Source organism: Bradyrhizobium lablabi (genome assembly GCF_900141755.1).
Classification (GTDB): domain Bacteria; phylum Pseudomonadota; class Alphaproteobacteria; order Rhizobiales; family Xanthobacteraceae; genus Bradyrhizobium; species Bradyrhizobium lablabi_A.
Window position 1 is genome coordinate 168,341 of sequence record NZ_LT670844.1, and the last position, 26,287, is coordinate 194,627.

At 59.9% G+C, this 26,287-nt stretch carries 36 protein-coding genes, 2 tRNA genes and 2 pseudogenes; 17 read left to right on the forward strand and 23 right to left on the reverse strand.

Features of this window, described 5'->3' with window-relative positions; translation table 11 throughout:
* Positions 1–8: 8 nt before the first annotated feature.
* The 3 genes from B5526_RS00730 to B5526_RS37275 all read left to right on the forward strand — a co-directional run bounded on the left by B5526_RS00730 (position 9) and on the right by B5526_RS37275 (position 3,023).
* Positions 9–1,478 (forward strand): SagB/ThcOx family dehydrogenase, encoded by a 1,470-nt coding sequence (locus tag B5526_RS00730; RefSeq protein WP_079536112.1) that lies wholly within the window; start codon positions 9–11, stop codon positions 1,476–1,478.
* A gap of 129 nt (positions 1,479–1,607) precedes the next feature.
* Complete coding sequence (locus B5526_RS00735; RefSeq protein ID WP_079536113.1) at positions 1,608–1,820, forward strand: hypothetical protein; 213 nt, start codon at positions 1,608–1,610, stop codon at positions 1,818–1,820.
* Between the two features lie 423 nt (positions 1,821–2,243).
* Positions 2,244–3,023, forward strand: a complete 780-nt coding sequence (locus tag B5526_RS37275; protein ID WP_154071056.1) for a hypothetical protein — start codon at positions 2,244–2,246, stop codon at positions 3,021–3,023.
* Positions 3,024–3,185: 162 nt separating this feature from the next.
* Here B5526_RS37275 and B5526_RS00745 read toward each other — a convergent pair whose 3' ends face one another.
* Entirely contained in the window at positions 3,186–3,365 is a 180-nt protein-coding gene (locus B5526_RS00745; protein ID WP_079536117.1) for a hypothetical protein, read from the reverse strand.
* A 674-nt stretch (positions 3,366–4,039) separates the two neighbouring features.
* On the opposite strand from B5526_RS00745, the gene B5526_RS00750 reads away from it, so the two are divergent.
* A complete protein-coding gene (locus B5526_RS00750) occupies positions 4,040–4,222 on the forward strand; it encodes a hypothetical protein (RefSeq protein ID WP_079544591.1) in 183 nt (60 codons plus the stop codon).
* A 253-nt stretch (positions 4,223–4,475) separates the two neighbouring features.
* Positions 4,476–4,799: a hypothetical protein gene (locus B5526_RS00755; protein ID WP_079536118.1), complete on the forward strand. Its 324-nt coding sequence runs from the start codon at positions 4,476–4,478 to the stop codon at positions 4,797–4,799.
* Positions 4,800–4,956: 157 nt separating this feature from the next.
* On the opposite strand, the gene B5526_RS37280 is transcribed toward B5526_RS00755, so the two are convergent.
* The 7 genes from B5526_RS37280 to B5526_RS00785 all read right to left on the reverse strand — a co-directional run bounded on the left by B5526_RS37280 (position 4,957) and on the right by B5526_RS00785 (position 8,580).
* Positions 4,957–5,172 (reverse strand): hypothetical protein, encoded by a 216-nt coding sequence (locus B5526_RS37280; RefSeq protein WP_154071057.1) that lies wholly within the window; start codon positions 5,170–5,172, stop codon positions 4,957–4,959.
* A 247-nt stretch (positions 5,173–5,419) separates the two neighbouring features.
* Positions 5,420–5,698 (reverse strand): hypothetical protein, encoded by a 279-nt coding sequence (locus tag B5526_RS00760; protein ID WP_154071058.1) that lies wholly within the window; start codon positions 5,696–5,698, stop codon positions 5,420–5,422.
* Between the two features lie 110 nt (positions 5,699–5,808).
* A tRNA-Pro gene (locus tag B5526_RS00765) sits at positions 5,809–5,885 on the reverse strand.
* 66 nt (positions 5,886–5,951) lie between these two features.
* Entirely contained in the window at positions 5,952–6,443 is a 492-nt protein-coding gene (locus B5526_RS00770; RefSeq protein ID WP_079536122.1) for a DUF192 domain-containing protein, read from the reverse strand.
* Between the two features lie 151 nt (positions 6,444–6,594).
* Positions 6,595–7,257 (reverse strand): cold-shock protein, encoded by a 663-nt coding sequence (locus B5526_RS00775; RefSeq protein WP_079536123.1) that lies wholly within the window; start codon positions 7,255–7,257, stop codon positions 6,595–6,597.
* A 200-nt stretch (positions 7,258–7,457) separates the two neighbouring features.
* Complete coding sequence (locus B5526_RS00780) at positions 7,458–8,216, reverse strand: SIR2 family NAD-dependent protein deacylase (protein ID WP_079536125.1); 759 nt, start codon at positions 8,214–8,216, stop codon at positions 7,458–7,460.
* A 100-nt stretch (positions 8,217–8,316) separates the two neighbouring features.
* Entirely contained in the window at positions 8,317–8,580 is a 264-nt protein-coding gene (locus B5526_RS00785; RefSeq protein ID WP_079536126.1) for a hypothetical protein, read from the reverse strand.
* Here B5526_RS00785 and B5526_RS38740 point away from each other — a divergent pair.
* Positions 8,579–8,935 (forward strand): hypothetical protein, encoded by a 357-nt coding sequence (locus B5526_RS38740; RefSeq protein WP_244562162.1) that lies wholly within the window; start codon positions 8,579–8,581, stop codon positions 8,933–8,935. The two genes, B5526_RS00785 and B5526_RS38740, sit on opposite strands and share 2 nt — an antisense overlap.
* Positions 8,936–8,998: 63 nt before the next feature.
* On the opposite strand, the gene B5526_RS00795 is transcribed toward B5526_RS38740, so the two are convergent.
* Together B5526_RS00795 and B5526_RS37285 are read right to left on the reverse strand one after the other, a co-directional pair.
* On the reverse strand, positions 8,999–9,280 hold the full coding sequence (locus B5526_RS00795; protein ID WP_079536128.1) for a hypothetical protein: 282 nt from the start codon (positions 9,278–9,280) through the stop codon (positions 8,999–9,001).
* A 94-nt stretch (positions 9,281–9,374) separates the two neighbouring features.
* Positions 9,375–9,560, reverse strand: coding sequence for a hypothetical protein (locus tag B5526_RS37285; RefSeq protein ID WP_154071060.1), 186 nt, complete (start codon positions 9,558–9,560; stop codon positions 9,375–9,377).
* A gap of 194 nt (positions 9,561–9,754) precedes the next feature.
* Here B5526_RS37285 and B5526_RS38310 point away from each other — a divergent pair, with 194 nt between their 5' ends.
* Positions 9,755–9,916 (forward strand): hypothetical protein, encoded by a 162-nt coding sequence (locus tag B5526_RS38310; protein WP_172841926.1) that lies wholly within the window; start codon positions 9,755–9,757, stop codon positions 9,914–9,916.
* A gap of 5 nt (positions 9,917–9,921) precedes the next feature.
* On the opposite strand, the gene B5526_RS00805 is transcribed toward B5526_RS38310, so the two are convergent.
* On the reverse strand, positions 9,922–10,239 hold the full coding sequence (locus tag B5526_RS00805; protein WP_079536131.1) for a hypothetical protein: 318 nt from the start codon (positions 10,237–10,239) through the stop codon (positions 9,922–9,924).
* Between the two features lie 155 nt (positions 10,240–10,394).
* Between B5526_RS00805 and B5526_RS00810 the strand changes: the two genes are divergently transcribed.
* Positions 10,395–10,844 carry a VOC family protein gene (locus tag B5526_RS00810; protein ID WP_079536132.1) on the forward strand — a complete coding sequence of 150 codons (450 nt, stop codon included), beginning with the start codon at positions 10,395–10,397 and terminating at the stop codon, positions 10,842–10,844.
* A gap of 36 nt (positions 10,845–10,880) precedes the next feature.
* On the opposite strand, the gene B5526_RS37290 is transcribed toward B5526_RS00810, so the two are convergent.
* Complete coding sequence (locus B5526_RS37290; protein ID WP_154071061.1) at positions 10,881–11,102, reverse strand: hypothetical protein; 222 nt, start codon at positions 11,100–11,102, stop codon at positions 10,881–10,883.
* A 309-nt stretch (positions 11,103–11,411) separates the two neighbouring features.
* Between B5526_RS37290 and B5526_RS00820 the strand changes: the two genes are divergently transcribed.
* Complete coding sequence (locus tag B5526_RS00820) at positions 11,412–12,050, forward strand: glutathione S-transferase family protein (protein ID WP_079536134.1); 639 nt, start codon at positions 11,412–11,414, stop codon at positions 12,048–12,050.
* On the opposite strand, the gene B5526_RS37295 is transcribed toward B5526_RS00820, so the two are convergent.
* The 3 genes from B5526_RS37295 to B5526_RS00830 all read right to left on the reverse strand — a co-directional run bounded on the left by B5526_RS37295 (position 12,051) and on the right by B5526_RS00830 (position 12,866).
* Positions 12,051–12,206: a hypothetical protein gene (locus B5526_RS37295; protein WP_154071063.1), complete on the reverse strand. Its 156-nt coding sequence runs from the start codon at positions 12,204–12,206 to the stop codon at positions 12,051–12,053.
* Between the two features lie 20 nt (positions 12,207–12,226).
* Complete coding sequence (locus tag B5526_RS00825; RefSeq protein WP_079536135.1) at positions 12,227–12,472, reverse strand: hypothetical protein; 246 nt, start codon at positions 12,470–12,472, stop codon at positions 12,227–12,229.
* 136 nt (positions 12,473–12,608) lie between these two features.
* Entirely contained in the window at positions 12,609–12,866 is a 258-nt protein-coding gene (locus B5526_RS00830; RefSeq protein ID WP_079536136.1) for a PilZ domain-containing protein, read from the reverse strand.
* Between the two features lie 318 nt (positions 12,867–13,184).
* Here B5526_RS00830 and B5526_RS00835 point away from each other — a divergent pair.
* Positions 13,185–13,259 (forward strand) — tRNA-Glu (locus B5526_RS00835).
* A 186-nt stretch (positions 13,260–13,445) separates the two neighbouring features.
* Complete coding sequence (locus B5526_RS00840) at positions 13,446–13,757, forward strand: hypothetical protein (RefSeq protein ID WP_079536138.1); 312 nt, start codon at positions 13,446–13,448, stop codon at positions 13,755–13,757.
* A gap of 7 nt (positions 13,758–13,764) precedes the next feature.
* Here B5526_RS00840 and B5526_RS00845 read toward each other — a convergent pair whose 3' ends face one another.
* The 3 genes from B5526_RS00845 to B5526_RS00855 all read right to left on the reverse strand — a co-directional run bounded on the left by B5526_RS00845 (position 13,765) and on the right by B5526_RS00855 (position 14,993).
* The gene (locus B5526_RS00845; protein WP_079536139.1) at positions 13,765–13,956 is read right to left on the reverse strand and encodes a hypothetical protein; all 192 of its coding nucleotides are present in this window, start codon (positions 13,954–13,956) and stop codon (positions 13,765–13,767) included.
* 8 nt (positions 13,957–13,964) lie between these two features.
* Positions 13,965–14,213: a hypothetical protein gene (locus B5526_RS00850; protein WP_079536141.1), complete on the reverse strand. Its 249-nt coding sequence runs from the start codon at positions 14,211–14,213 to the stop codon at positions 13,965–13,967.
* Positions 14,214–14,393: 180 nt separating this feature from the next.
* The gene (locus tag B5526_RS00855; protein ID WP_079536142.1) at positions 14,394–14,993 is read right to left on the reverse strand and encodes a tetratricopeptide repeat protein; all 600 of its coding nucleotides are present in this window, start codon (positions 14,991–14,993) and stop codon (positions 14,394–14,396) included.
* A 421-nt stretch (positions 14,994–15,414) separates the two neighbouring features.
* On the opposite strand from B5526_RS00855, the gene B5526_RS00860 reads away from it, so the two are divergent.
* Positions 15,415–16,608 carry a cupin domain-containing protein gene (locus tag B5526_RS00860; RefSeq protein ID WP_079536144.1) on the forward strand — a complete coding sequence of 398 codons (1,194 nt, stop codon included), beginning with the start codon at positions 15,415–15,417 and terminating at the stop codon, positions 16,606–16,608.
* 117 nt (positions 16,609–16,725) lie between these two features.
* Positions 16,726–17,061: a pilus assembly protein N-terminal domain-containing protein gene (locus B5526_RS00865; protein ID WP_079536146.1), complete on the forward strand. Its 336-nt coding sequence runs from the start codon at positions 16,726–16,728 to the stop codon at positions 17,059–17,061.
* Positions 17,062–17,526: 465 nt separating this feature from the next.
* Here B5526_RS00865 and B5526_RS00870 read toward each other — a convergent pair whose 3' ends face one another.
* The 3 genes from B5526_RS00870 to B5526_RS38745 form a co-directional block, all read right to left on the reverse strand.
* Complete coding sequence (locus B5526_RS00870; RefSeq protein ID WP_154071064.1) at positions 17,527–17,979, reverse strand: hypothetical protein; 453 nt, start codon at positions 17,977–17,979, stop codon at positions 17,527–17,529.
* A gap of 186 nt (positions 17,980–18,165) precedes the next feature.
* A complete protein-coding gene (locus B5526_RS00875; protein ID WP_244562163.1) occupies positions 18,166–18,810 on the reverse strand; it encodes a group II intron maturase-specific domain-containing protein in 645 nt (214 codons plus the stop codon).
* A gap of 90 nt (positions 18,811–18,900) precedes the next feature.
* Positions 18,901–19,122 (reverse strand): hypothetical protein, encoded by a 222-nt coding sequence (locus B5526_RS38745; RefSeq protein WP_244562164.1) that lies wholly within the window; start codon positions 19,120–19,122, stop codon positions 18,901–18,903.
* Positions 19,123–20,670: 1,548 nt separating this feature from the next.
* Between B5526_RS38745 and B5526_RS00880 the strand changes: the two are divergent.
* A pseudogene (locus B5526_RS00880) lies at positions 20,671–20,826 on the forward strand (phasin family protein); the annotation flags it as partial.
* Between the two features lie 887 nt (positions 20,827–21,713).
* The gene (locus B5526_RS00885; RefSeq protein WP_079536151.1) at positions 21,714–22,115 is read left to right on the forward strand and encodes a hypothetical protein; all 402 of its coding nucleotides are present in this window, start codon (positions 21,714–21,716) and stop codon (positions 22,113–22,115) included.
* A gap of 252 nt (positions 22,116–22,367) precedes the next feature.
* On the opposite strand, the gene B5526_RS00890 is transcribed toward B5526_RS00885, so the two are convergent.
* The gene (locus B5526_RS00890) at positions 22,368–23,360 is read right to left on the reverse strand and encodes an alpha/beta hydrolase family protein (protein ID WP_079536153.1); all 993 of its coding nucleotides are present in this window, start codon (positions 23,358–23,360) and stop codon (positions 22,368–22,370) included.
* Between the two features lie 54 nt (positions 23,361–23,414).
* Between B5526_RS00890 and B5526_RS00895 the strand changes: the two are divergent.
* Positions 23,415–23,744, forward strand: a pseudogene (locus B5526_RS00895) (transposase); the annotation flags it as partial.
* Between the two features lie 935 nt (positions 23,745–24,679).
* Here the strand turns inward: B5526_RS00895 and B5526_RS00900 are convergent.
* Entirely contained in the window at positions 24,680–24,898 is a 219-nt protein-coding gene (locus tag B5526_RS00900) for a DUF2061 domain-containing protein (protein WP_079536155.1), read from the reverse strand.
* 283 nt (positions 24,899–25,181) lie between these two features.
* Between B5526_RS00900 and B5526_RS00905 the strand changes: the two genes are divergently transcribed.
* Complete coding sequence (locus B5526_RS00905; RefSeq protein WP_079536157.1) at positions 25,182–26,210, forward strand: PrsW family intramembrane metalloprotease; 1,029 nt, start codon at positions 25,182–25,184, stop codon at positions 26,208–26,210.
* The last annotated feature ends 77 nt before the right edge of the window (positions 26,211–26,287 follow it).

The following is a 26,287-nucleotide window of genomic DNA, read 5'->3' on the forward strand; positions in this document are numbered from 1 at the left end:
CATCCGGCTTGCGCGCTCCCGAAAAAAAGCGAGGGCGAAAGATCGCAGCGTCCGCCGTTTCGGCTTGGCTGAACCCTCTCGTCAGGCTCGAAGCCCAAGCGGACGGAACCATCGCCGCCTGCTTCGACGATTATTCGGTCGGCCTCGGGAAGTTCAGCGCCGGTGCGGTAGATCGCGCCCAGGCGCTGCGCACAGGATTGCCCCTCTCCTCGTTTTCGGACCACGGCAGCGCTACCGACAAGGAGATCGATCTGTTGGTCCACAGGCTGGCCAGGCGCGGTCTCCTCGAGTATCGGCTGGCGCATTCGCATCACGAGAAGTATCAGGTCGTCATCGAACCGCAGCTTCCCGATTATTGGCCGCGAACGACAAAACCAAACGATACCGAGACGATCGCGCTGTCGCGTTTTGCCTATCTGCGACGGCGCGGCAACGAGATGGTGCTGGAATCGCCGCGCGCCGGCGCGCTGTTCCGAATTTGCGATCCGAGGATTGCGTCCACCCTTGCGGCGTTGTCGACGCCGAGAAAAATCAGTTGGCTCCGGCGGCAGGACGGCTTTCCAGGCGCCGAGCTTCTCACGCTGCTGCTGGATTGCGAAATCCTGTTCAAGGTCGATGCCGCCAGCGATGATCTGCGAGCGGCCGAAGGAGACGACAACCTCGTGATGTGGGATTTTCATGATCTGCTGTTCCACGCGCGCAGCACCGAGGGCCGACAGTCCAATCCGCTGGGCGGGCTTTATCCCTTTGCCGGCGTCATCTCTCCGCTGCCGGCGGTGCGGCCGCACTGGCCCGGGAAGAAAATTGACCTCGACGCGTTTTCGACCGCGGCTGCGGCTCCCAACTCACCGTTCACCCAACTGCTGCAGGAACGTCATTCGACCCGCGACTTCGACGACGCGCAACCGATCACGCTCGCCGAGCTTTCGCAGTTTCTCAACCGAACCGCGCGCGTGCAGTCGAATTGGACCAGCAAGCCCGATTTTGACGACCACGGTCCGGATATCGAATACACCACGAGGCGATATCCATCGGGAGGCAGCAGTTACGAGCTCGAGCTCTATCTGGCCGTCGCCCAGTGCGAAGGGCTTGCGCGGGGCTTCTATCATTACGATGCCGGCGGGCACGCGTTGGTGGCGATCGAGACTCGGCCCCATGAACTCGAAGCGATGCTGAGCACGGCCGCGTTTGCCATGGGTGCTTCAGCCGCGCCCCCGATCCTGATCACGATCGCCGCGCGCTTTGGCCGGGTCTCGTGGAAGTACGCGTCGATCGCCCACTCGCTCATCTTGAAAGACGCGGGGGTCCTGATCCAGACGTTTTACCTGATGGCGACCGATATGGGACTGGGCGGTTGTGCGATCGGCACCAGCAATATCGATCTGTTCGCGAAGATGACGGGGATCGAATTCCACGTCGAGGGCCCGGTCGGTCAATTCGCGCTCGGCCGCGGCAGCAAGCTCGAGGGCTCCGAGTAGGTTCCTGTGTTACAAACTGCACAGACGCGGCCAGCGATTCTCGCTTAAATCGCCGTCATTCAATCACGTTAAGAGAATACTTGCGATCGCCCGGCCTTCTCGCCGGGCTTTTCGTGCGCGGCGAGCACCATGTCCAACGCAATCCAGCAAATCGTTGACGTCTATGTCCGGCTAAACAACCGCCGAGGACTGGAGGATCTCATGATGCATCGTCAAAGGTTGGCCGTCGACCTCAAGGCTCGAACGGGCTTCGACTTCAGCTTGCCGATCAGCCAGATCGATGAAGAGATCGCGGTGATCGAGGCGGGCCTCGCGAGCTTACGGCGCGCTCACGGCCCTTGAGCGCCATCGCGCGGATGAAAGCGGGTAGACCAATCTCCATTGTACCCCGGATCTCTCCCGAGATCGCTGGAACTTTGTTCACTCCCGGAGAACTACGGGGCCGCCGGCCGAGGCGGCCAAAGGTTATCTTTTGGCAGAGTCTCTTCGATTTGCATTTCAAATGTTGATGACGTCAATCGCGGCTTTAATGCATAGATTGCAAAGCGATTGAGAGTTGGACACCAACCAAAAACTGCGGCGGTAAATTTACCGTATTTCCCTGAGTGGGGCCCCGACTGCGCGGTGCCCTTGAAGGGCGGGACGTGGCGGTTCCCGAACCCCGGTGAAATCAAGATTTCTCCTAAATCGTGGCGGTGATTGTCGCTTTTTGGACCTCGATACAGGGTACCGGTCAACAAGAACAATAAGAGGAGGCATCACCCAATGCCGACGAAAGACGGTTTTACCCCGGACCATCCTTTGCCTCGCTTTCTCGCCGAACATGCCGAAGGACCCGAGCAGCCGGATATCGGGAAAGCTTGGGACGGGGCGGTTATCTCGTCGCGAATCCTCAAGACGAGTATTTTGGTTATAACGGCGACAGCGATCGGTATCGCGGTTCTATCGGTGGGAAATCCAGTCGTGCTCTTTACGAACGTCACGGCCTCGCTGTTCGACACATCGGCGTTCCAGCCTGGCACCGGTCAATCGACGCCAACAATTCAATCAACCGCCGGCACTCAGGATTTGCCGCCGACTGCAGGGGACGCGCCGACGCGCGACGAAATTGCTGCCGCTTCTGGACCTGCCGATCAGAGTCAGACCGAAATCAGTCAGCCACCAGCTGAAGCCTCGTTGATGCAATTCCAAGCTTGGGCCGCCGACGAAGATACACGGGCACAGGTCGCGCCCGTACAGCCCGTTCAAGATGCGCCGGCACAGGTTGTGCAAAATGCCCCAGCACCGGTTGGGGAAAATGCCCGAGCACAGGTTGGGGAAAATGCCCGAGCACCTGTCCGGCCCATGCAAAAGCACCGAAGGGTCCGGCCCGTGCAACATGCGCGGGCAGAGATCCGGCGGGAGCAAAATCCCCGAGCAGGGGTCAGGCGGGAGCAAAATTCACGGGTACAAGTCGCGCCCGTACAAGATGCACGAGCACAGGACCAGTCCGTGCAAAATGCCCAGGCACCATCGTTCCTGCAAAGTTTCGGTTGGCGCAATTAGATCTAGCAGGAAGTGACGCCCTCCAAGCCCCATGGTTTAAGTTGAGGCGCCCAGACCGCTGGGATTATAAGAAAGCGCAGTGACGGGATCGTACCGCCATTTTGGTCGACGAGCAGAACAAGGGCTGGAGCCGGGCCTTCGAGGCGACCTCGTGACAGCCAACTACGCGGCCTTCCGTTTTTCGATGACTTGCCGGAAGTCCGTTGCCAGCTTGCCATAGTAACGAGCAAGCACCTCATAGAACGCGCGCTGGGGCCCATCCGTCGCCTGCCGAGCCCGTTCTTCGCACTGGGCGGCTTTGGTCTCGTACTGCTCCACTTTGGTTTGAAGTTCAGTCGCCATGGCACTACTCCATGCAAGACGCACAATCCTCGCTAGTCCTTTGGCATGCGGCCCCGCTCAAAAAAGTGGCCAGGCGAAGGAAACTTACAGCCGCGGGGACCAGCTCGCCCGGAGCATTGTCGATTTTAGTAGATGGCCATCCGCTCGAAAACCGAATTGCCTTCCATCGCACCGGAGAAACCGCTTAGGCCTGCCGCATCCGCAGCCGTCGCAAGCGTACATCCGGCGAACGACGGTGCAGATGACAGCAGCCGGACTGCGGAGACACCGCTCCTTGCCGCCTCCGGCAACCCCCCACCTACCGGTTCAGTAACGGACCCTAATGCGCCAGTACTTTGGCGAGGATCGTTCAAAATTTGGTCTTCGCGCTTTGGCGTAGCCTTCACGGGACCAACGCCGCGCTTGACCATTTCGAGCAGGGTTGCAGTCCACGAGGTCGTGCTGTCTGGCACTGGCCGAAATAGACCACTCGTGATTTCAAAATAGTCCACCGTCACGGACAGTTTAATGGCGACGGCGGATCGCGAGCCTACATCAGAACCGTGCCGGTTTCCCCCATTCCGGTACAATCTCTAAGCCCACTCGGCCCCAGCTCGCCCCCGCTGGGGCCGTTTCTTTTTGATTCGGGCGGGCGAGCGGCGGCCCGGAAGGCCGCCCCAACCTCCGAAGCCGCAATCGCGGGCTCACCAGCGGCCTTCCTAGGGCTGGAGGATCTCATGATGCATCGTCAAAGGTTGGCCGTCGACCTCAAGGCTCGAGCGGGCTTCGACTTCAGCTTGCCGATCAGCCAGATCGATGAAGAGATCGCGGTGATCGAGGCGGGCCTCGAAAGCCTAAGGCACGCTCACGGCCCTTGAGCGCCGTTGCGCAGATGAAAGCGGTAGACCAATCTCCATTGTCCCGGATGACTCCCGAGATCACTGGAACCTTGTTCACGCCCGGAGAACACGGGGCCGCCACGTGTGCTGAAGAATAGCCGTCGCTGATCTCAACCCAGCGGCGGCTTTTGCATTTCGAGGGCATCATCGGTGCGCTGCGCTAATGAGGAACCGCACCGGCCCCGCGGCTGACGGTCATAATTGGCCCGCAATGCTCGTGGAACGACCATCCATGGGTGTTGCGTATGTGTCGAATGAGCGAAAGATAACGGCGTTTGCTGCGGCAGCGCTGCTGCTGTCGAGCCTCTCGCTTGGCGGGTGCGCGACTTCAACTGCTGGCTCATCACTGATGGACGCGCGGGCTGAGGCACCGGCGCCTCCGAAAGCAAGCGTTTATCTCCCGGTAGAAGATCTGCCGCCGAAGCGCGAAAAGCCCGCCATGACACCCGACGAACGGTTGAAGCTTCAGAAAGAACTGATCGCCGCGCGCGATCGCCAGGCGTCTGGCGGTAAAGCCAGAAAGGGCGCTGCCCGCGCTCAACCCATGAAGCCCTAGATAGCGAAAGCCGGCCTAAAACGACTTTCGTCGGAACCCGGTTCAGCGCGCTACCGGGCCGGGCAGCGCTGGCGAGCCGTGCGGCAAGCCGGGATTCGGTGGCCGGGACCGACCGGTACCCTGACAGCCCGCAAATCCCAAACGGACCAGCCGCAATTCAGTCTCTGCGCAGCACCTCATAAATACCAAAGAGTGCGCCCACGAGAGTTGCACAGCCGATAAGCGTTGCCGAAGCGACTTCCAGCCACTCTTCGGCGGAGCCTGAGGACTCTTCGCGCCAAATCGGTTCTGCCATTTCCCACCAGCCGACGAGCGCAAAAGTGAGACCAAAGCAGAGAGCGATCGCGATCTCGGCAAATCGATAGTAACTCATTGGCTCACGCTCTGCCGCTCTCCGGCCGGTACGGTGGCAGGGTCAAGGCAGAAAAACGCCGCAGGCGTGAAATATTCGCGAGGCGCGTGTCCTAACATTGCGGGCCGCAAGTCTTGCCACCCGAGAATCCTCCGGGCAGCCGCGGCTTGTGGGCATGCGATAGCCGGGCTCAGCCCGGCAATTCCAGCCCGCGAATCCCGGACTCACCAACGCCCTTCCTAGAGTCGTGGCGGGGCCTTCCCAGGAACTAAAGGAACGCAATCGGTAACTGGCAGACAGCGGCCGCGGCCGCTGTTAGAGCCGCCCAACCGTTCCAGTAAGTCTGCCGAGCTGCTGTTGCTATGACATCGATCGCGCGCCCATTCTGGTCGACGATACCGATCATGACATCTTCAGATGCAAACCGGCTTTTCGTTTCGGGCGCCACGCGCTGATACGACGCAAAGATCCAAAGCCCGACCGCAGCCCGCCCAAAAACAGCAGCCAGCACGCCGAGGGTCAGTTTGATTTGGTCGTGTGGCATCACTCCCCGCCCTCCCCCTAGAAAAATATTTTTGAAGCTTCCCATGGTCTTCCCGACGCGACTTTCTGGGAAGATTTGGGACGCTAAAAAATGATAGAAGTGTTTGATTTTTTTGGTCGGGGCAGCTGGATTCGAACCAACGACCTGCAGTACCCAAAACTGCCGCGCTACCAGGCTGCGCTATACCCCGATTGTCTGGGAAACAACGTTGGATACACGCTTGAGAGGCCGCCAGCAAGCCGCCCGCGGCCCGGTTTTAGTGGCCGCTGAAGAGCGGATGGCCGACGCGGTCGCCGGGCTCGATACCGTATTTCTTCGCGGTACCCGCGATCACCTCCAGCACCCCCTTCGCCAACCCTCCCGACGGGATGATTTTGGTCGATAGCGGCTCGGTGTTCTCGGCAATGCGCAGGATCCGTCCGTCGGAGCGAATGAAAATCATGTCGAGCGGGATGTAGGTGTTCTTCATCCACATCGACACTTCCTGCTCGGGAGAGAAATCGAACAGCATGCCTTTGCCGTCCGCAAGCTCCTTGCGGTACATCAGGCCGGTTTCTTTCTCCTGTTCGGTGGTCGCCATCTCGACCGAGAAAACCTGCACGCCGTTCTTGGTGACGATTTCGAGCGGCTGAATGCTCGCCGCTTGCGCGCTGGGACCTGCGAACGCGAACAGCGCGAACGCCGCAGCGACAACCATCCAACGCCACGCACCCGCACGACGGGTACAAACATCTCGGTCAAAACTCATAAAGGTAACGCTCACTGCCAGCCGTGGAAGATTTCGGGGAACCCTAGCCCGACGAGCGTGGCAAATACCAGCCCGCGGTCTTTGAAACCATCTTCAAGGCTGCGTGACGGGTTGGGGAATACGGTCCGGAAGCGTGAAAGGATCCGCCCGGTCAGTGCGAGGACAGCCCCGGGGCGCCGTTTTCCGGCTGAATCTCGGCAGCCATCATGCCCTTGGAACCGGGCCCGAACCGCACCAGCACATACTGGCCGGGGCGCAGCTCGGTCATGCCGAAGCGGCGGAGCGTTTCCATGTGGACAAAAATATCGGGTGTCCCCTCGCCGCAGGTCAGGAAGCCGAATCCGCGCAGCCGGTTGAACCATTTGACTTGCGCCCGTTCCAGGCCGCTGGTCGGGGTGACGCTGACATGGGTCCGCGGCGGCAGCATCTGCGCCGGATGGATCGCCGTTGATTCGTCCATCGAGAGGATGCGGAACGCCTGGTAGCCCTTGGCGCGCTGCACGCATTCGCAGACCAGCCGCGCGCCTTCATAGGCCGTCTGATAGCCGTCGCGCCTAAGTACGGTGACGTGCAGAAGCACATCGGGCCAGCCATTGTCCGGAACGATGAAGCCGTAGCCCTTCGAGGCGTCGAACCATTTGATTACGCCGGAGATTTCGACGAGGTTAGCGGCACTATCGCCCAAGCCCGACAGCGCATCCATCGCCGGATCGCGCTCGGCGTTAGCTGAAAATTCGCCTGGCCCAAGCCTGTTCGGTCCGGTCCCGCCTGGCGGTACCCCGAGCTTTTTGGACTCAAATCCGTCCGACCCCATGACCCCGGACCCCACACATCATCTGCGGCCCGCCATCTCAAGCGGCGGCGCCGTAACGCGCGCCCATCCATGATTAGCCATGACGACGCGACGCGAATCTCTCGAATCAAAAGATAACACTCCCGCGTGTGGCGCATAGATAAAAAACGAATCTGCCGGAACCTATGAACAGCCTTGCACAGCCGCGAATCAATTGGGCATCAGTTGCCCACGAACGGTCCAAGCGTCTCCCCGATGTCGTGGCGGATCACGAGATCGGCGAACTCGTCCTGCTCGGTGGGTTCGTTGTTAATGATGACGAGCTTGGCCCCGCAGTTTTTGGCCAGCATCGGAAAGCCCGCGGCCGGCCAGACCACCAGCGACGATCCAATCGCAAGGAACAGGTCGCAGTGCTGGGCAAGTTCCGTGGCGCGGCGCATGGCCTCGTCGGGCATCGCCTGCCCGAACGAGATGGTGGCGGTCTTCACCGGCTCGTCGCAGGCGGTGCAATCAGGCGCACCGCTTTCATCGAAGCGCTTTCTGACCCAGGCCAGATCGTAGGCCTGCCCGCACCCGATGCAGCGCGCGTAGGTGGTATTGCCGTGCAGCTCGACGACGTGGTCGGCTGAAAACCCCGACACCTGATGCAGATTGTCGATGTTCTGGGTGACGATGGCGGGGATCTTGCCGGCCCGGTAGAGCGAGGCGAGCGCGCGGTGACCGCGCCCCGGCTTGGCGGCGGCAAAGGTCGGCTCCATCGCAAAGCGCCGCCGCCACGCTTCGTCCCTGGCCTCGGGACTGGATACGAACTCATCGAACGGGATCGGCCGGTTGCGGGTCCACAATCCGCCGGGCGAGCGGAAGTCGGGAATACCGCATTCTGTCGAGATGCCGGCGCCGGTGAAGGGAACGATGATGGAGGCTGCCGCGATCATGTCGCCGAGCCGTTCGACGCCGCTGCGAAGATCTGACGCAATCATCTACGACATTCCAAAAGCTTGACCGCGCGCATTATAGCACGGCCAATCGGAATGCGCCTTTGATCGCGTTTTGTGATCGCGCCTGCCTCAGGCCGCCGCCTCACGCTGCCTTTGCGATCGGTTCTTTGGCGATCGGCTCCTTGAGCTCGTCGCTCTTCTTTTCGTCGTGCTTCCTGCCGGCCTTCACGACCGGCGCCACGTCAGGGGCTCGCTTCGCAGGCTTGCCGTACTGGGACAATTTCTCCAGCTCGGCCTCGAGTTCGGCACGGCGTGCGGCGACCTTCTCCATCAATTTGTCGGTCGTGCTCTCACGCAACGCCGCGAGTTCTTCGATGCCAAGTGAATCCAGATCGATCTTTGCCATGCAGGCCTCCCATTTTCTTTTTGGCTACCGGGAAGGCACGCACACCACAAGCATGCGCGCGATCTTATCCACCGCGTTGTCGACGCGTGACGATCACGGTCCTGCACCGCTCCTCATTCGTGCCCCAATCGCAGGCGCCAATGAAGGTGGGACAATAATCGAAGGGATGGGCATGACCGACCGGGGAGACAATGCCGCGCGCGAGCGGGAAGAGATCGTCGCGCGCCTGGCAAATTTCAAAGCAACGCAGGAAAAATTCGAGCGCGAGCGCGCGGAATATTTTGTCACCACGCTCGAAAACGCGCGCCACTCGTTCCAACACCCGCCATTAGAGCGGCCGTCGTTCTGGACCTAAACGATTTTTGCGACGCACGAAGAAACCCGGAGACGATGCTCCGGGTTTTTTTGGGATTGCCGATTACCAGTGATGGCGCCAGTAGTGGTGTCGATAATAAATCGGCCCACCACCGTAATAGGCGTAAGGCCCAGGCCCGTAATAGTAGCCGGGGCCATAGCCGTAATAGCCGTAGCCCGGTCCATAATAATACGGATAGCTAGCGGCGGCGGCGCCCGCGACCAGCGCGCCGGCGGCCAGGCCGAACGCAAGGCCGGGGCCGATGCCACGCGCCTGTGCCGGCGCGCTCATCGTAGTCGCCGCAACCGTGCCGACCGTGGCCAGGATTGCCAAAGCCTTTTTCATACGAGTCTCCTCCTCTCAATTACCCTCAAAATAACGCGGGTGAGATTTGATGGTTGCAGAGGAACCGGGTTCCGAAGCCAATGGAGCTGACCTATTAATTTACTCTATTCGTGCGCTTCAGCCGACCGATCATGCGGTCGAGCAGCCACACTTCGACGTCGCACCCGTCCACGAACTGGCGTGCAGCCTGCAATGCCCCCGCGTCTGTCTCAGCGTCGACCGGCTTGCAGGACGTCACGCGATTGTTTCCATCAATCAAATAAGCCCTATAGGTCGTCATGATGTCCTCCTCGCCCAAGACAACCTCGCCCAAGACAACGCGGGGGAACCGGCACTTGCGCGCAGGGAGCCATGCGGGAACCGAGGGAACCAACGCGGCTTCTGTCAAACGCCGAATGGAAACTATTGAGGTACAGGGGGATTATCTATCTGGAAGACGTCCGGCCCGGCTGGTGAGTGATGGATTTAGCTACCTTGAAAGAACAGGCAGAGCGCTGCCGCCGCCTTGCCAAACACGCCGACCCCTTCACGCAAAAGAGGCTCTTGGATCTCGCGCTGGAATACGACGCCCGGATCGCGCAGCTCGAGCCGAAACCTTCCGCAGCCTCACGCACGCTGCGGAAGGACGAACCGTGATCGCCTCATTTCTTGTCCATTGTGAAGGCCAGCACGATCTTGTCGGGCGCCTGCTTGAACTCCTTGGCGACGACCTCGCGCACGGTGCCCGCCAGTTCGTCCAGCGGCTTGCCTGAATAGAGGCGGGGAAAGGTCACCGTCACCTCTCGAAAACTGCCATTGTGCCAGTTGAAGCCGACTTCCGGGCGCGTGCCGGTGACACCCTCGAGATCGGTTTCGACGGCCCGGCAGTAGGACAACCCGTTTGAAATCAGGTCCACCGCGCCGCACCCGGCGAGGCTAATGGCAAGTACGATGATTGTGATGGCTTTGCGAATATTCATGCTGCACACCGAATAAAATAGATTTCAGATTTGTTTGTCTGTCATACCTCGCTTCCCGTTCATGCGGCCTGGCCCTGCCCTCCTCCCCATTTTGCTGCTATTAATCCCCCGAAACCACGATCAAACTCGTCAATATCTCCAGGGAGACAGGAAACATGCGTTATCTCCACACCATGCTGCGCGTCCGCAATCTCGACAAGGCGCTGAAGTTCTACCAGGACGCCCTGGGGCTCAAGGAAGTCCGCCGCGTCGATAACGACAGGGCCAAATTCACCTTGGTGTTCCTGTGCGCAGCCGAAGACGAAGGGCTGTTGAAGGCGTCCAAGGGACGCGGCGCGCCGCTGGTCGAACTCACCTATAATTGGGACGAGGAAAAATACGGCGAGGACCGCTATTTCGGCCACCTCGCCTATGAAGTCGACGACATCTACGCGACCTGCGACCGGCTGATGAAAATGGGCATCACCATCAACCGCCCGCCGCGCGACGGCCAGATGGCGTTCGTCCGCTCGCCGGATCTGCACTCGATCGAGCTCTTGCAAAAGGGCGACGCAAAGCCGTCGGCGGAGCCGTGGGCATCGATGCCGAACACCGGGCACTGGTAGCTTGTACAAATTCTTCGTGCACCTCCACCATCCGACCTACCGGCTGGTGACGAAGGCCGATGCGCCGTTTCCTGTCGGCGCATCGGAGCGGGATTGGCGCTTTGCCCGCGCGCGCGCGAAGCCGGCGACGTCAATGCCGAAGTGCGCGATGCGGTCGAGCGCTGTGGCTACTCGCTTTTCAAAATCGGACTCTTGCTTTCCGAAATTCCGAAACGCTGAAACTGCGGCCGCCGATTTCCGTTGCGCGCGCAGCGCCAACAATCCGATTCGAGTTGTTTCACCGGAACATCGCACGCCCTCGCGCGTTCTTGAATCAACAATGGATTCACGGAGGAAACGATGGAACGTGGAATTTTGCTTTGGCTATTAGGCGTGCCGATACCTGTGATCATTCTGCTGTGGCTGTTCTTCGGCCACTAGGATCGCGATCGGCGCGTCCGGTGCAAATCAGGCCCCGCCGCTGGCGGGGCTTTTTTTGCGGCGCGCCATTTTTGAAATTTTGAAACGCGCTTTTTTGCGAAAATTCCGATATGACCGTGTGTTGCGGATCACGGGGAGCAAAAAATCGTGCCGGAGAGCAAGCTGAAGATCTGGGGCCGCGCCAATTCGGTCAATGTGCAGAAAGCGCTGTGGTGCCTCGCCGAACTCGATCTCGCTTACGAGCGGATCGATGCCGGCATGGCGTTCGGCAAGAACGATCAGCCCGAATATCTCGCGATGAACCCGAACGGGCGGGTGCCGACGCTGGTCGACGGCGACTTTGTGCTCTGGGAATCCAATTCGATCATGCGCTATCTCGCGCTCGCCTACGCGCCGGCGTCGCCGATCTATCCGGCGGAGCCGCAGCGGCGCGCCGGTGTCGACCGCTGGCTGGATTGGACGCTGTCGACGCTGCAGCCGGTCGACCGTCCGGTGTTTTGGGCTTTGGTGCGAACCCCAGTCGAGCAGCGCGACATGGTCAAGATCCAGAAGGATGCCGACGCCGAGGCGGTGCAATGGCGCATTGTCGACGCGCAGGTCTCGAGCCGGCGGTTCATCGAAGGCGATGACTTCACCATCGCCGATATCGCGCTCGGCGCCTATGCGCGGCGCTGGTTCGGCGTCGAAGGCGTCACCAAGCCGCACCTCGCCCATCTCGAACGCTGGTTCGCCGAGCTCGCCCGCCGGCCGGCATTTCAGAAATTCGTCGCGCCGCCGATGTCGTGACTAATGAAAGCCCGAGCGCTCGAACAGCACAACGCAGATAATCACGGCGAGCGTGACCGCGGTTACCATAAGCCGCCTGGTCCAGCTCATGCCGCGGCTGACCCACCACAACAGCGCGCAACACATCAAGACGGGAACGATGATATCGAGCTGCAATAAGATAGCCTCGCCGATGCTCAGCGGCCGGTTGAAGTGCCGGCGCCGATGCTGATGGTGCCGCCGATCTGCACGCAGGTCTCGGTGCCTTCGACCCTGACAAACCCCGGACCATAGACCGCGCAGGGATTGCCGTGACCTGTGCTCTTTACCGGAAGCTGTTTGCCTGAGCGCGCAAATTTGTCCGGCTTCTGATTGCCGGAGGGCTCGGCCAGCACCGAGGCGGGCAGCAGCGCAATGACGATCGCCAGCAGGATGTTTCGCATCCCGCCTTCTATCGCGTGCGCACTCGCGATGCTAGCGTTTGATCGGTTCTGATTTGGTCAGAGCCGATCAGGCGCTAGTTTTTTGTTTGACGCGTTTTCTTGACGCGAACCGGTATCCACTTCGCTCGAAAACGCTTTAGCGGACGAACTTGATGCCGACCACCTTGCCGCGACGCCACACCACTTCGCAGTTCCGCCCCGTCCTGGCGTCGCGCGAAAATGCCAGCCGCAGCTTGGCCGGCAGCGCGTTGGGGTCCTCGATCGTGATCTTGGCGCCGGAGCTGGAAAGATCCTGCACGACGCATTGGCGCGCGGCAAAGCCACCCTCGAGCGTGAGCCAGCCAGGCTGGCGGAGGGATTTTCGGATTTCCCGCTTTTTTGTCGCTAGCGCCATTTCGATTGCTCCACAAGGCGCCAGCCCTACCCCCAAGCTGCTTTAAAAACCGTTGCGAAGTTACCGGAATTACGGCTGTTTGCGCGGCGTGGAAAACACAGCGTCGGCCATCAAAATGAGGCTTCCGGCGGCTTGCCCGGCCGCGCAAACGCCACTATACGTTCGCCCGCCGCCACCGGGACCCCCTTCGCCAAGGTCCCGATACGGCCCGGCGCTCGTCGCAGACCCTCAAAGCGTTGATTTGCCGGTTAAATTTGTAGTGACAATAGCGAAACGGCGATGCCGCGGCCGCCCGGCCGTGGCCAGGCGGACGTTTTCGCTCCCTTCGTCTATCGGTTAGGACGCCACCCTTTCACGGTGGAGAGAGCGGTTCGATTCCGCTAGGGAGCGCCACATTCCCAATTCGATTTATCCGAGCCGCTCGCTTGCCCGCTTTGCGGCCTCGACGATCAGCTCCGCATATTGCGCGCGGACTGGCTTTGGAAACCGGCTGGTCGGACATGAGATCGAGAGCGCCACGGTTTCGATGCGCGTCGCGCCCGCCCGGGTACAGCCATTAAGGATTTATTAGGGATAGAGGTGAAACCTGAAGCCCTCCTGATTCAAGCGGGGCGGGCCGATAACATGACTGAGACGGACGATCTAAGTCGCAACATCCATGTGCTGAAAGAGCTGCAGAGAAAAGCCTGGCATCACCTTGCCGACCCGGCTCTCACCAGCTTCGAGCGCCGCGAAACCCGCAACCAGATCAAAGAGACCGGGGCGGAGCTGCGGTCCTATCTGGCGATGATGTCGGAGCGCACGCGCTTCCGCCCGCGGCCCGTGGAAGAGCACGCCGTGAGCAGCCTCGACAAGTTCGAATTCAGGCTTCTTGCCGGAAATCAGCTGTAGCCAAATCCTAGAACTCGAAGACATCGGTGCTGCGGCGCGCAAGATCGTGCAAATCAGCAAGCGTGCCGCGAACCGTGTTGCAGCGACCGCAATGGATCGGCGTAGCGTCCGGCGCGGCGGGATCGACGGGCTTGATCGACAGGCTGCCGCACGCCTCGCAGACGATTTTCAGCCCGGATTGCTTTCCGATATCCGTCACGGCGACCCTTAGCAAATGACGGATGCGAAGTAGCTCACGTCGCGGACCTTCCAGCCAAGGCGGGCGAAGTGTTGCCGCAGGTCGCTGGAAGAAACCGCCTGGACAAGCCAATCCGTGTAGGGCTTGAAGGGATGCCGCACATCCCGGCCTTCAATATAAGGCCCGTGCAGCACGTCCTGGCGACGTTGGTGGAGTTTCGCGATCAAGCTTGTCGCGATGAAAACCGATCCAGCAATTGCGATTGTTTCGCTTATCATTTGAGGCCCCCGCCGTTTGATCCCACGGAGCCTCTATTACGCCTAAAATTTTAAAGTCCGGATCGCGGCGGCGCCCGCAATTGAACGATCGCGTTAGCCAACCGGAAACCATCAGATTTCGCTGCGGCGTCGCGAATTGTCGTGCAACATCGTCGCCTGGCTGGTGGTTTCGCCTCGCATCTACATCGCGCGCTGCAGCGTTGAGCATAGAGCGCGATATTCGGCTTGAACGGATCCGTCAAAGCGCGCGCCGTAAAATCGTCGTGCGATTTCGTAAAACCCTTCCGGCGTAAAGGCCGGCGATAGTTTTCTGAGCACTTTGGCGGCCTCCTTGGCTTCGGCCATTCTTCCCTGAAGACCGAGCGCGCAGGTCAACTCGACCCATTGTGCGGGAGCGTCGCTATAGAGTTCGATCTCGCTACGGGCCGATTCTTCCATTTTATCCAGTTCGCCGAGCTTCCAGTGACACCAGCCTGCATAATGCAGCCAGCGGTGACTGCGAGGGACGCGCGGGCTGATCCGCCTCGCCTGTCCGATCGCGCGCAGGCTGTCGGCAGGATCGGCACCGACCGTCCGATGGGCGTTGGCGAGCAGAACCAATCCTTGCGGGTCATACGGATTCCGTTCGACGGCTTCATTCAAAAGCTCCAGCGCCAGGTCGAGATTGCCCGCGCTATAAAACGCGGTGTCGGCACAATTGATGAGAACGAAGGAATTCTTGGGGGCGGTCCGACGCGCCCGCTCTGCATGCTCCACCGCGAGCGCGCGCTCCCGAGCCATATGCGACGACGTCGACCACAGCGCGCGGGCAAAATCTCCGCAACGACTTTTGACGCTGATTGGCGCAGACGTCTCTCGTCTTCGCAATTAGGATTCGTTCCGGATTGTGAACGACCTCACAAAACAAAGCAGCCAGGCTTGGTAATAAGAGATCAGCCACACCCGGCTCGCGCCCCTTAGGCAAGAACAACCGTACGAGCATGCTATGCCCACATACATCAGGGTGGTCGCCAGATTCGAGGAGCCGGCAGAGCTCATTAGTGATCCTTATCGGGCGATAGCTCTATTTGTTGGGATCGAAGTGGTGGTGGTTTTGATCGCGATCGCTAGCGGCGTGCAGGGCGTTTGGCTCTGAGAGTATCGAGCGCCGGGCGCCGGGTTCCGGACTTTGCGAGAGCACAACGAAATCGGAGCACCCATCATGTTGGAAGCAAATCGCCGGATTTTTCTTCAGTCATTTGCCGCTGGTGCTGGCGCACTCGCCACCTCGCAATCGTTTGCCGCCGGCAGTGACGGACATGCCGCGGGGTACGATGTCTCCGCAGCGTCAGAATACCTCAAGACTATTCCGCGCAAGTCGGGCGACCCTGTCGTCTTCACGGCCGCCCTCGACAAGGGACCGATCAAGGCGACATCAGGCGGCTGGGCCCGCGAAATCACCGCGCGAGGACTTCCGATCGCTACCGACATTGCCGGCGCGCATCTGTTCATGAATGCAGGCGGCGCGCGAGAGATGCATTGGCACAATTCCGCCGAATGGGCCTTTGTGGTCGAGGGTCATTGCCAGGTCACGGTGGTCGATCCCGAGGGCACGGCCGAAGTCGTCAATCATGGTCCCGGCGACCTCTGGTATTTTCCGAAGGGCCACAGCCACGCGATCCAGACGCTGGGCCCCGTACCCTGCCACGCCATCCTGGCGTTTGACGATGGGCTCTATTCGGAACATGGCACCTTCGGCATCAGCGACTGGATGAGTCGTTACGACACTCAGGCGCTCTCGCAAGCCTTCGGCGTTCCTGCGGACGCATTCGCGCAGATCCCCAAGGCCGAGACCTACATCATGCAGGGCGAAGTTCTGCCGCTGAATGGCCCGCAGGCGCGCTCCGCTCGCGAACTGGATCGCGCACGGAGCCATCGTTTTTCCATGATGGCGCAGAAGCCACGGGTGAGTACGTCAGGCGGAGCGCTCTACGTCGCATCCTCCAGGGAATTTCCGATGTCGACGACGATGACGGGAATCTTCCTGAAACTGAAACCCGGCGCGATGCACGAACCGCATTGGCATACGGAGGCCAATGAATGGCATTATGTCCTGAAGGGACGTACCCGGGTCACTCTGTTCGCGCCCGACAAGCGCGTCGCCGTGGCCGAGCTTTCGCCGGGAGACTGCGCCTACATCCCGCGAAATAGCGGCCACTCCGTCCAAAACATCGGCACGGAAGACGCTGAAATCGTGGGCGTGCTGGACAGCGGCATCTACCACGAAAGCTCCTTGTCGTATTGGCTCGCGAAGGCGCCGCGCCATCTGCTGGCCAATAATTTCGGCGTGCCGGAAAGCGCTGTCGCGAATTTCAACAAGCGCAGCGTGATCTCTTTACCACCCGGTCCGGGCTGACATCGGTTTGCCCCGGCGGAGGCCCGCCGGCGCGGCTTTACCGGTGGGATTTTTCGGGCGGGCCAAGGCCTGTCCGGCAAGAAATTTTCAAGGCGTTAAATACTGGAGGAATTGCAAATGACCTCAACGCTTCGCGCTTGCCTGTTTGGCGTTTTCCTCTCCGCCGCCACGCATTCCCTGGCATCGGCCGCGGACCAAGCCATCACGTTGCGGCTCGGCGCCGGGTCGGCGCTGAACCTGGAGCGGCCCTTTACCACCGTGTTGATCGGCGATCCCTCCGTTGTCGACGTTCGCGAGCAAAACGACCGCGCGGTCATTCTCGAGCCGCTCGATCTCGGCGCCACCAACATCGTTTTCCTCGACGCGCGAAGTATCGCGATCGCTAATTTCAGGGTTTTGGTTTGCGCAAGCGCGATCCCGGTTAGTTACGATGACGGTTCTGACTGCGAATGAACCTACGTAGCGCAAGCGCTGCAAGCGTAGGGACAACCTGGGGCGCGCACTCATAAATCGAGCTCGACGTTATTTGTCGTCGAATTTATCGCGAGGCGTGTGGCCGAGTATCATAAAGGTCCCATAATCGGGGGCAACGTACTTCTGGCCTTCGTTGGCGGCATTTATAAAGCCCTCCATTGAGTAGGTGGCCACTACATTCAAGAAGAGGTGCGGGACAGGTCATCCAACACTTCACGAGCTTCTCCAAGGCGTAAAACGCGAGGGGAGCCATCACGCGCAGTCCTTCTAAGGATACTGCGCGCAACTGGCCCGTCGATGTCTCACATGGGTCACACGCGCCGCTTTGGCAGCATGCCGACGGCTTCCGGTGTTCCGCGATAAGCAGACATTGCAGGTGACTGGCGGCACGTCTCAAAGGTGCCGCCAATAAACGACATCATTCGTTCACCTCGGTGGCAGCGGCTAAAATTGAAACGGACTGACCGAAATGGATATCTTCCCATCCGCAGTTTGTTCTACCTTAAAGTCCAACTCTTTTTGCGCTGTCGTATCCTCGACGGTCGCATACAACAACCCAGTGCAAGTAACTGCTCGCTTGGCTTTGTTTATTGAATTGGTGCGTATTGTATCATCCAACCTATAGGCCGCATCTTGTCTCGCCTTTTCCAAAATGGCTAATTTTTCAGCCTCTGTGTTCGCATTACTCACCATCGCCGCAACCACGCTCGAATTCTTGGCAGCGTAGTTGACAAGGGCATTATTGCTGTCGTCCGAAATGACCTTAACCACTGTATTGCGCGTATCCAAAGAATCACACTCAGGCGTCGCTTCGCCACAACCGCTCAGCAAAAGTAAAACAGGGCAACACCCTAAAACCGTCCGTCCTTTCGGGAAAAGCTTCATCGGAAACTTCACGGTTATCTTTCCTATTCCGACAACAAGGCCTTCAGTTACAGGAGCGGACGTTAATCCTGAGAGTCCGCTTGGGTAGAGTCGAGGATGGGCGCGGTAGCTTGGGGCCCTTTGGCCAACGCCCCGTCTCCCATCCTCGCTCATCAAACCGGACGAGCCGATTTCCGGCATCCGGCTTTCCGACTGGCTTCACCGCGAGACACGCGACGGGGCCGCTCGGGGCAGGCGTTGGAGGCATAGAACGCCGAGTTCTCGATGAATTACATCGAATGTAAATCGACGATTGCCGTGCCCTTGCACCCAGTGCCTTCGCGCGAGGAACCTGCGCACTCGTTCAAAGACGTATTGGTCGACGCTACGGTATGCCTTGCCCCGCGAGCCGTAGCCAAAGTAGTTGGACCAGCCTCGCAGTGACCTGTTCAGCTTGTCACGTACTTCCGGCCATGGATCGGTGTTGCTCGGCACCAGAAGATCGCCGACCCTTGTCTTGAGCCGTTGCACACTCTTCTTGGACGGGCTCGCACCCAGATACCAATTCCCGTTCGCCTCAAACAAATGCGCGCCGAACGAGTAGCCGAGGAAGTCGAAGCGTTCCTGTCGGGCGTTTCTCAACGAAGTTTTCGCCTCGTTGATCGTCAACCCGAGCTTGGTCATCACCGCCTTCGTCCACGCTAATGCCTCCGCCGCGCGACCGCGGCTGAGGATAACGAAGTCGTCGGCATAGGAGACGACGTGAGCGTAGAACGTGTCGCCGAAGTACTTGGACAAATCAGCATCAACTACGTCAGCATAGCCCCGGCATAAATGCCGGTGCACTTCCTTGACCGCGTCCAACCGCCCCGCGAGCGGGCCGGTAGCCGTAGGCATTGTCCTCGAAGTCAGCCTCGAAGATGGGTTCGATCACGATCTTGGCGGCAGTCTGAATCACACGATCACGAATGGAATGCCGAGCGGACGCTCGCCACCATTCGCTTTGGGGATCATCACCCGCCGCACCGGATCAGGTCGGTATGTCTTCGAGACCAGTTCCGCGCGCAAGCCCGCCAACCATGCTTCCACGCCCTGCTCCTCGATGCGAGCAAACGTCATCCCATCCACACCCGGTGCACCCGCATTAACGCGGGCGAGCCGATAGGCGCGGACCACGATGTCCTCGCGACAGATCTTGTCCGGATCTTATCAGGCGTTGTCAGGCTCATCACCAATCACCTTCACCTCACCATCTTCAAAAGCGCACCAGAAGTCGGGGCCCTTTGCTCCGCCGGCATTACCCGGCATCAACGCTCCTATTGCCCCGTCCGACTCCCGCCGTGACCACCGCCTGATGCGATGTTGAGGCCGCTACCCTCGTCCGCGACGGGTCTCCCCCTGTAACTACGTACCACCCTACCGACGTGCCGTGCCCACTACCCCCGCGGATCGCGTGGGTGCGCGTGTCGATTACTTCCCACGCGTGCGGCCTTCCCCAAATGACCGGAGGGTCGGCATCCGCATTAGAACTTTCGAGGCCTGCTCGGGCTTCACTTTGTTACGGCCCATCGGATCGCTCAGCAGCCCAAGGCCGCCTTCGTCGCAGGGCTCCGACCCAGCCAGTTACCCGGCCGTGTCGCCTGCCAGCTTCCGGACCAATCGACAATTATCCGGGTGAGACCCTCCCTCACTGATAGTTCGCGCCCTCGGGGCGCACGGTCATTCGCGTCATTCTGACCGTTGGCGACCACTTCCGTTCTACGCCCGAAGCAGACGAGTTCAAAGCCGGTGCGCCTATGTGAGAGTGTGCGAATGGGCGGAAGACTAGCGCACTTGTTCGGCTTTAAATGACAGAGGCCGCCAACTGAGGCGGCCTTCATATGACCGCGAATGCGAGAGCCGCTCCTAAAACGATCAGTGTATTTACGCCAGCGATCATGATGCCGAGATAAACGTCGGCCATGAGCTTCTCAGATTGGAACTTGGTTTGCCTGCCGAACATTGCGCTTCTCCATGCAATTGTTACGTCAGCCGCGCTTCGATGATGGCGTGCAGGACCAGCGTAAGAAAAGAGGCCCCTAATATTGCCACGAACCCGTCAATAGCCACGTCCAACATGGACTCATTGGCTCTAACTATCCAATCAATCATCCAACGCATCGGAGCACCTTGGCTGAGGAGACTCTAGCGTAGCTGATCTGGGCGGGCAGCTCGACCCCGCGAAGGTTTATTCCAATGTCGTATTGGTTGGGGGCACCCAATACCTTGGTTTTAGCACCGCGAGATCGCTCCGAACGCGACGTTGGCGCCAAGCCCAGATCGCGGCTCGACTGCGGCTTAACCAATAGAGTCCGATGTCCGCTCTTCCCTTAAGCGGATATTCACTGACACGACGGCAACGTCCGTGTTGTGCCAGAAGCGGAAGTCGCGAGAATTCGATCACCTCTTTGGCGCGGTTGTGTAGAACAAGCCGCATTGTCATGGCCGCGCATCAGTTCGGATTTGCTCCGCAAGATGTTCCGCGCGGCTGACTTGAGTTTGTGGAGCCAAGGTAGACCGAGAAAATACACGCTAGGCACCCTTGTGAGCCCACGAGCAAACCGCTGCCGCCAGGTCGAAATTGGGCCGAAGGCGGAGACGGACTCACTCCGGCACAAGTGCCTCCGCGTTGTTTTTTGCGAATTCCGCCGGGCAACGGACCTTTAGCGGAAAGTTGCAGCAAACCGGGATTTCGTGGAAAAGCTCTTGCGCGCGAAGGACTTCCAAGAAGCGATCCGCATTGAAGTCGAATATTTCCAATCCCAACTAAAGGCCGCCGCCGAAGACGCAACTCAAATTGGCGCCAAGATGGCTGAGTCGTTTAAGCGTTCTACCGGTTGAGTTTTGCGGTTCGACGTAACGACGACGTGGTACGCAATGCCGGTAGTCCTCACGATCCGCCGAAAAGCGTAACGTTTGGCTCGACGCGCCACGGGGATAAGGCGAAAGCGTTACAGCGACCGTTACCGGATGACGCGCTCAAGATCGTGATGCGTGGCGCGGATAAGGAGGATCGTGCGGCGGCATGATCAGAACGGACAATCAATGTCCGCTTTGCTGCGCGCTACGGACTCAATTCGGAAATGGCGCCATGTCCGTTTTGTGCCAACAGGAGACTCATCCACCTCAGCAAGCGTTATTGTTGCCGGCCTGACACGTCAGGGCCGGAATTGGCCGCGCGGCACGGCAAAAAGCAAACATCACGAAAATACGAGGAGTGAGACAGCTCACAGACGTGCCTCGCATTAGGCACTAACCAGACCCTTGCAAGGTTTTCGTCGGTTCCAACCGGATCGAGAAAATGAAAACGATGTCGGACTGGTTGAGCCGGGCAGCGGCGCTGCCCGCGCGATTACACAGTAATCGACGGCAGTCAGATAACCAGTGCGCGAGGGTCGACGACCCTTCAGGAGTCGAGTCACCCCCGTGTTCACGCGGCATGATTTCGTCACGACGTCCTGTCGCGCCGCAATCAGCTTTGTTGTGCGCGAATGCCGGTCCGCAGGCGATTGACTCTGTAACGCGCGTTTCAAGCCGAATTGAGCTTCCTGAAGCGGAATTTAAATGGATCGGGTCCGATCTCTACCTACATCGATGCCGAGGGCATCCGCATCGGATGCTGCAAGCCGATAGCTCGCGTCTGACAGCACGCTCGCCTCACGAAGCGTGATCGCCTCGTCTTGTCTGCGCGTGGGTCTGCGACCGATAGATACAGGAGAAAAACGACAATGATTTCATTCAAAGCTCTTGCAGCGGCCGTGCTGCTGTCCGCGACCGCAGCGACGCCGGCATTCGCGCAAGCTCCTGTGGGTGCGCCTCCGGTCGACCTGTATATCAAAAATCTACACGACTCCGGGTATAATCCGAAGAACGACTTCAATCCGAACGGGACCATAAGGGCCGCCATCCAGGAGCCGGGCGCGTTCGCGTTCTATTATCCGGATCTGGACGTTCTGAATGGTGGGGCTCCAACTCCTGCTGCCAGATTGTCTCCCGACTGGCCCGCGTTGAAGGGCGCGTGTGCGTCGGCCGGCGGCGGCGTCTCTTACTGCGGCGAGCGCTACGGCTCTTATGATTTTGCGCCCGACGCATTCCCGCGTCATCATGGCCGCCGCCATCACCGGCCGTGACTCGACCGCGCGGTACAGCGCCATGCGCGGCCCCACGGCCGCGTGGCGCGCTAAAGAAAGAGCTGCTTAGTCATCTTCGATCGAAGCGCTCGATGCGTCGCTCCAAGCCGGTTGATCCGAATGAAGTGGTCCCCCACATGAATATTCGATCGCCGCCCCTGCAGCCTGGAAAATTTTTGATCGGTGAGACAAAAAGACTTTTGCAACACTATCTGCCAACAGCGGTCGTTCCGGCAAGCCCACTAAACGGAGTTAGCGAGTTCCGCCATCACTAACGAGATGCTCCCGGAAGAACCGCACAACGCTCGCGTCGAAATCGTGGTGAAAGGCTGCCCTATCGAAACCCGCCGGCACGTCGGTGCAAATGCGCGGAATGCGAGTAGCGAGTAGCGGCGAACAAGGCGCTAGGAATGCATAGTGGCCGGCTGGAATGGTGTGGATTTCGGGCTGGCCCGGCAGCTGGCTGGCGGTGAGCGCGGTGAACCTTGCGTCGACACCGTTGCCACCGAGTTCCGACCGCCAAATCTGCAGCGGAACTTGGATGCCGCTCAGGGCTTCGGGCGTAAAGGCGAAGTTCATTGCAGCGTCTGCCAGGACGGCCGCTCTGATGCGTGGATCATGCGGCGGGCTGGGCGGGACATCACCGCTGCGCGCACGCTCGCAATTCTCTGTCTTGTCCGTCTCCTTGCAGATCAAAGCGAATCTGCGGAAATCCGCATGGGCGCCCACCAGAACCAGCCCGGTGTACCCACCCAAGGAAAAGCCGAAGAAGCCGATCCGGGCGGGATCGATGACCACTTTGTCTTTCCAGTCGTGCAGCATGAAATCAAGCAGGCGAACCATATCGGCAGGACGGGACGCCCAGACGGACATCTTATCGCGCTGCGAGGAGTCGTTGCCGTTGTCACCCGGATGATTAATGGCTGCGACGACAAAGCCGGCGTCGGCCAGCGCCTCTGCAGTGTCATGATTTGCGACGAACCACCCGCCCCGACCGTGGGAGAAAATGACCAGCGGCAGCTTCGCCCCTGTGACGGGACAATCCTTCGCGCCCGTCAGCCAAATATCGTCGGGGGGCACCGCCAGTTTGCCGAGCGGTACATCTTTCGGTTCCCCTGCGCATGGATACCAAATAGCGCCTGCCAAGCCTGGATCGGAATCGAGAAGCTGGATGCCTGCGGCCTCGGCGGGAGAGGCCAAACAACACAGTAACAAGGCATAAGCAAAATACTTCTTCAGTACCAAAGCAGCCCCCTAATTTAGCCAATGGAACTGATCAACGAACGACGACAGAATTGTGTCGCGCTCACGCCAGGCGAAGCGCACGACAATCGGCTGTGTTCGGCTCTGCTCAGCGCGTTGCTTCCGCAAACGATGTTGCGTGCGGATCGTGGACACGACGCGGATTGGATCAGGGAGTTTGCCCGACAAAAAGGGGCATGGACAAACATTCCGCCGAAGCGAAATCGCAAAGACCCGATCTGCTTCGGCCCGTATCTGTATCGTCCGCGCAATCTCGTCGAACGGTTCTTCAACAAGATCAGGCAATGCCGACATGTCGCGACCCGATATGACAAGCTCGCGGCCGACTATCTGGCATTCGTTAAACTCGCATCAATCCGAATTTAGCTGCGCGCTCAAGAGTCCACGCCCTAGATTGAGCCGGCTCGCCGACAGTTTCTGTCCGCCGACAACGCAAAAGCAGCCCTTTGCAGGCACCGCCAAGCAGCCGGCGTCAAACGGCCCAAAACGGCCTCCGAAACCAGCGCCAAGCCGCCGGCTGCCGGCGAAACCAAGCAGCCCTGACATCATGATCACCCAACGGCCCTCATCCGGAGGCGGAGGCGTGCGCGCGGAGGAAAAATTCTCCTGTGGGATCAAGCTGATTTCACCTGTCCAGTCCTGCTTGCAAAAAGAATTCTGTTTCCGCCGGACCCAAATCACTTCTAAAACTCACGCCGTCTCGTCCCACTCGAGGGGCGCTTCGCGGTCGTCACGAACGCGGGACGGGATGCGGTGGACGCTGATAGTGCCATTGACGAACGGCACGAAGGCGGACGGCGAAGTCGTGTGGTCCTGACACCCCGACGCTGGTGTCAAGTTGGCGGAATTATCTTCCGCTGATGACGGTGGCAAAAGAGCCCGGTCACCGGGGAGAGCACGAAATAAGCCGTAAAACCATTGCGTGCGGGAATGCCGGGTTGTTCCGGTGGACCTGTGGTGACTAACGCGCGTGCTTACTACACTACACGCGCGGCTGCGGGTGCATCGGCGCCCGGCATTCCCCACGCCCTCGTTTTTCAGGGCGAGAGATTCATGCAAAACTCGGACGCAATGCGCCGCGAGATCGCGGGATGATATCCACACGTCATTGCGAGCGAAGCGAAGCAATCCAGCTTTGGTGCGGCAACGCAGAAAGCTGGATTGCTTCGTCGCGGAGCCTGTCATCGGGCGCGCGTTCGCGCGACCCGTTGGCTCCTCGCAATGACGATGTCAAAAGCGCGTTGGCTGTTTGAAAATTGAATCGATCGCAATTGAACGCGCACGCGCCAGCGCAAAACGCTCTAGCGCCGGCCCCAGGGAATTGCGGCCCAGACACGCTCGTGAAGATAGTACCAGGCGATCTTGGTCGCGATCTCGAGCCCGGCAATCGAGCCGGCGATCTCCACCCTGCCCGTAAAAAACCAGCTGATCGCAAAAGTGTCCAGCGTTCCCAAGGTGCGCCAGCTGACCGCCTTGAGGATTGATCTGAGATGCGTCTCTGCTCCGCGGAACGAAACCACCGGGTTCGCCTCCCTCAGGTGAGGATCAAAACCTCGCACGCACGCGCGCGCCGCCTGCCCGTGCTCTGCCCATTCAGCATTGGACAGGCCGCGCGATTACGTGCATTTTGTCGCAAAATATATGGCAAAACTCTCCGATCTGGCTGAGCAACTGCGGTTTCATGGCGTATTCCATCGGCCATAAAAGGGGTTGAAATGAGATTGTTTGACATTCTCAACGTGCTTTGCGCGGCCTGATACGAAGCGATAGATAACGCGGGAACATGGCACAGTTGCCATAGCGATGAATCTCCTCGAATCCCTTCCGACCGTGATCGGCACCGCAGCGGTGGCCCCCGCGCTGCTGATCTTGTGGCTTGTGCTCGCCGCCGACGAACGCCCCGGTCCGCCCGTCAAGGTCTGGACCGCGTTTCTGCTCGGCGCCGCCAGCATTTCGCTTCTAGGCGCGGTACGCGCGCCGTTCGCTTCGATCCTCGCGGCGCCCGAGACTCCCTGGGTTGCGCAGGCGCTGCACTCGGTGTTCGGCGCCGCTATCCCCGAGGAAACCGTCAAGATCCTCGCCATTGTTCTCATCTCGCAAAAACGCCGGCATTTCGCCGATCCGATGGACACCGTGGTCTATGGCGCAGCGGTCGGGCTCGGTTTCGCGGCTTACGAAAATCTCGCTTATCTCGTGCAGCATAAGGAGATGTGGCAATCGCTGGCCGCGTTGCGCAGCGTCCTGACCGTGCCGTTCCATGGTGCGCTCGGCATCATCGCCGGCGCCTATCTCGCGATCGCGCGATCCGGCACGGCGCTTGGCGCGCACCGCCATAACCGCGACTGGGCACGCCTCTCGAGCCGAATTCTGATCGCGTTTGCGCCGATGGCGCTGCACGCGGGGTTTGATTTTCCCCTGCTGACGCTGCAGCAAAACCCGGATATCGGTCCCTCGACACGGCTGATCCTGGGCTCGACTAGTCTCTTGATCGGATTCAGTTCCATCGCCTTCGCGGTGCGGCTGGTGCGCAAGGTCGGCCGCCATCACGCGCCCCGCACCGAACTCGCGCGCGAGCGTCTGAGCCAGTTGCGGCGGATGTGGGCGCTATTGGTCGTCGGCGGCGGCGCCGGATTTGCGGGCCTGGCCTTTGTGCTGACATCGATCCATCACTGGCTGGTGAACCCCGAGCGCAACATGGCGCTGGTGCTGGTTCCGATCGGCCTGACGTCGATCCTGGTCGGCAGTGCGCTGCTGGTGGTCACGACCGCGATCTATATTCTCGGCCGCAACCGGATGCGCGCGACGTCAGAGGGGTTTTCCTCCTCGCCCTAGGTTGAACCAGACTCCAGGTCGGCTTGCGTACATGCGGCCCTCGAACAAAGTTGAACCGGCGGCGTTGGCGCGAGTTA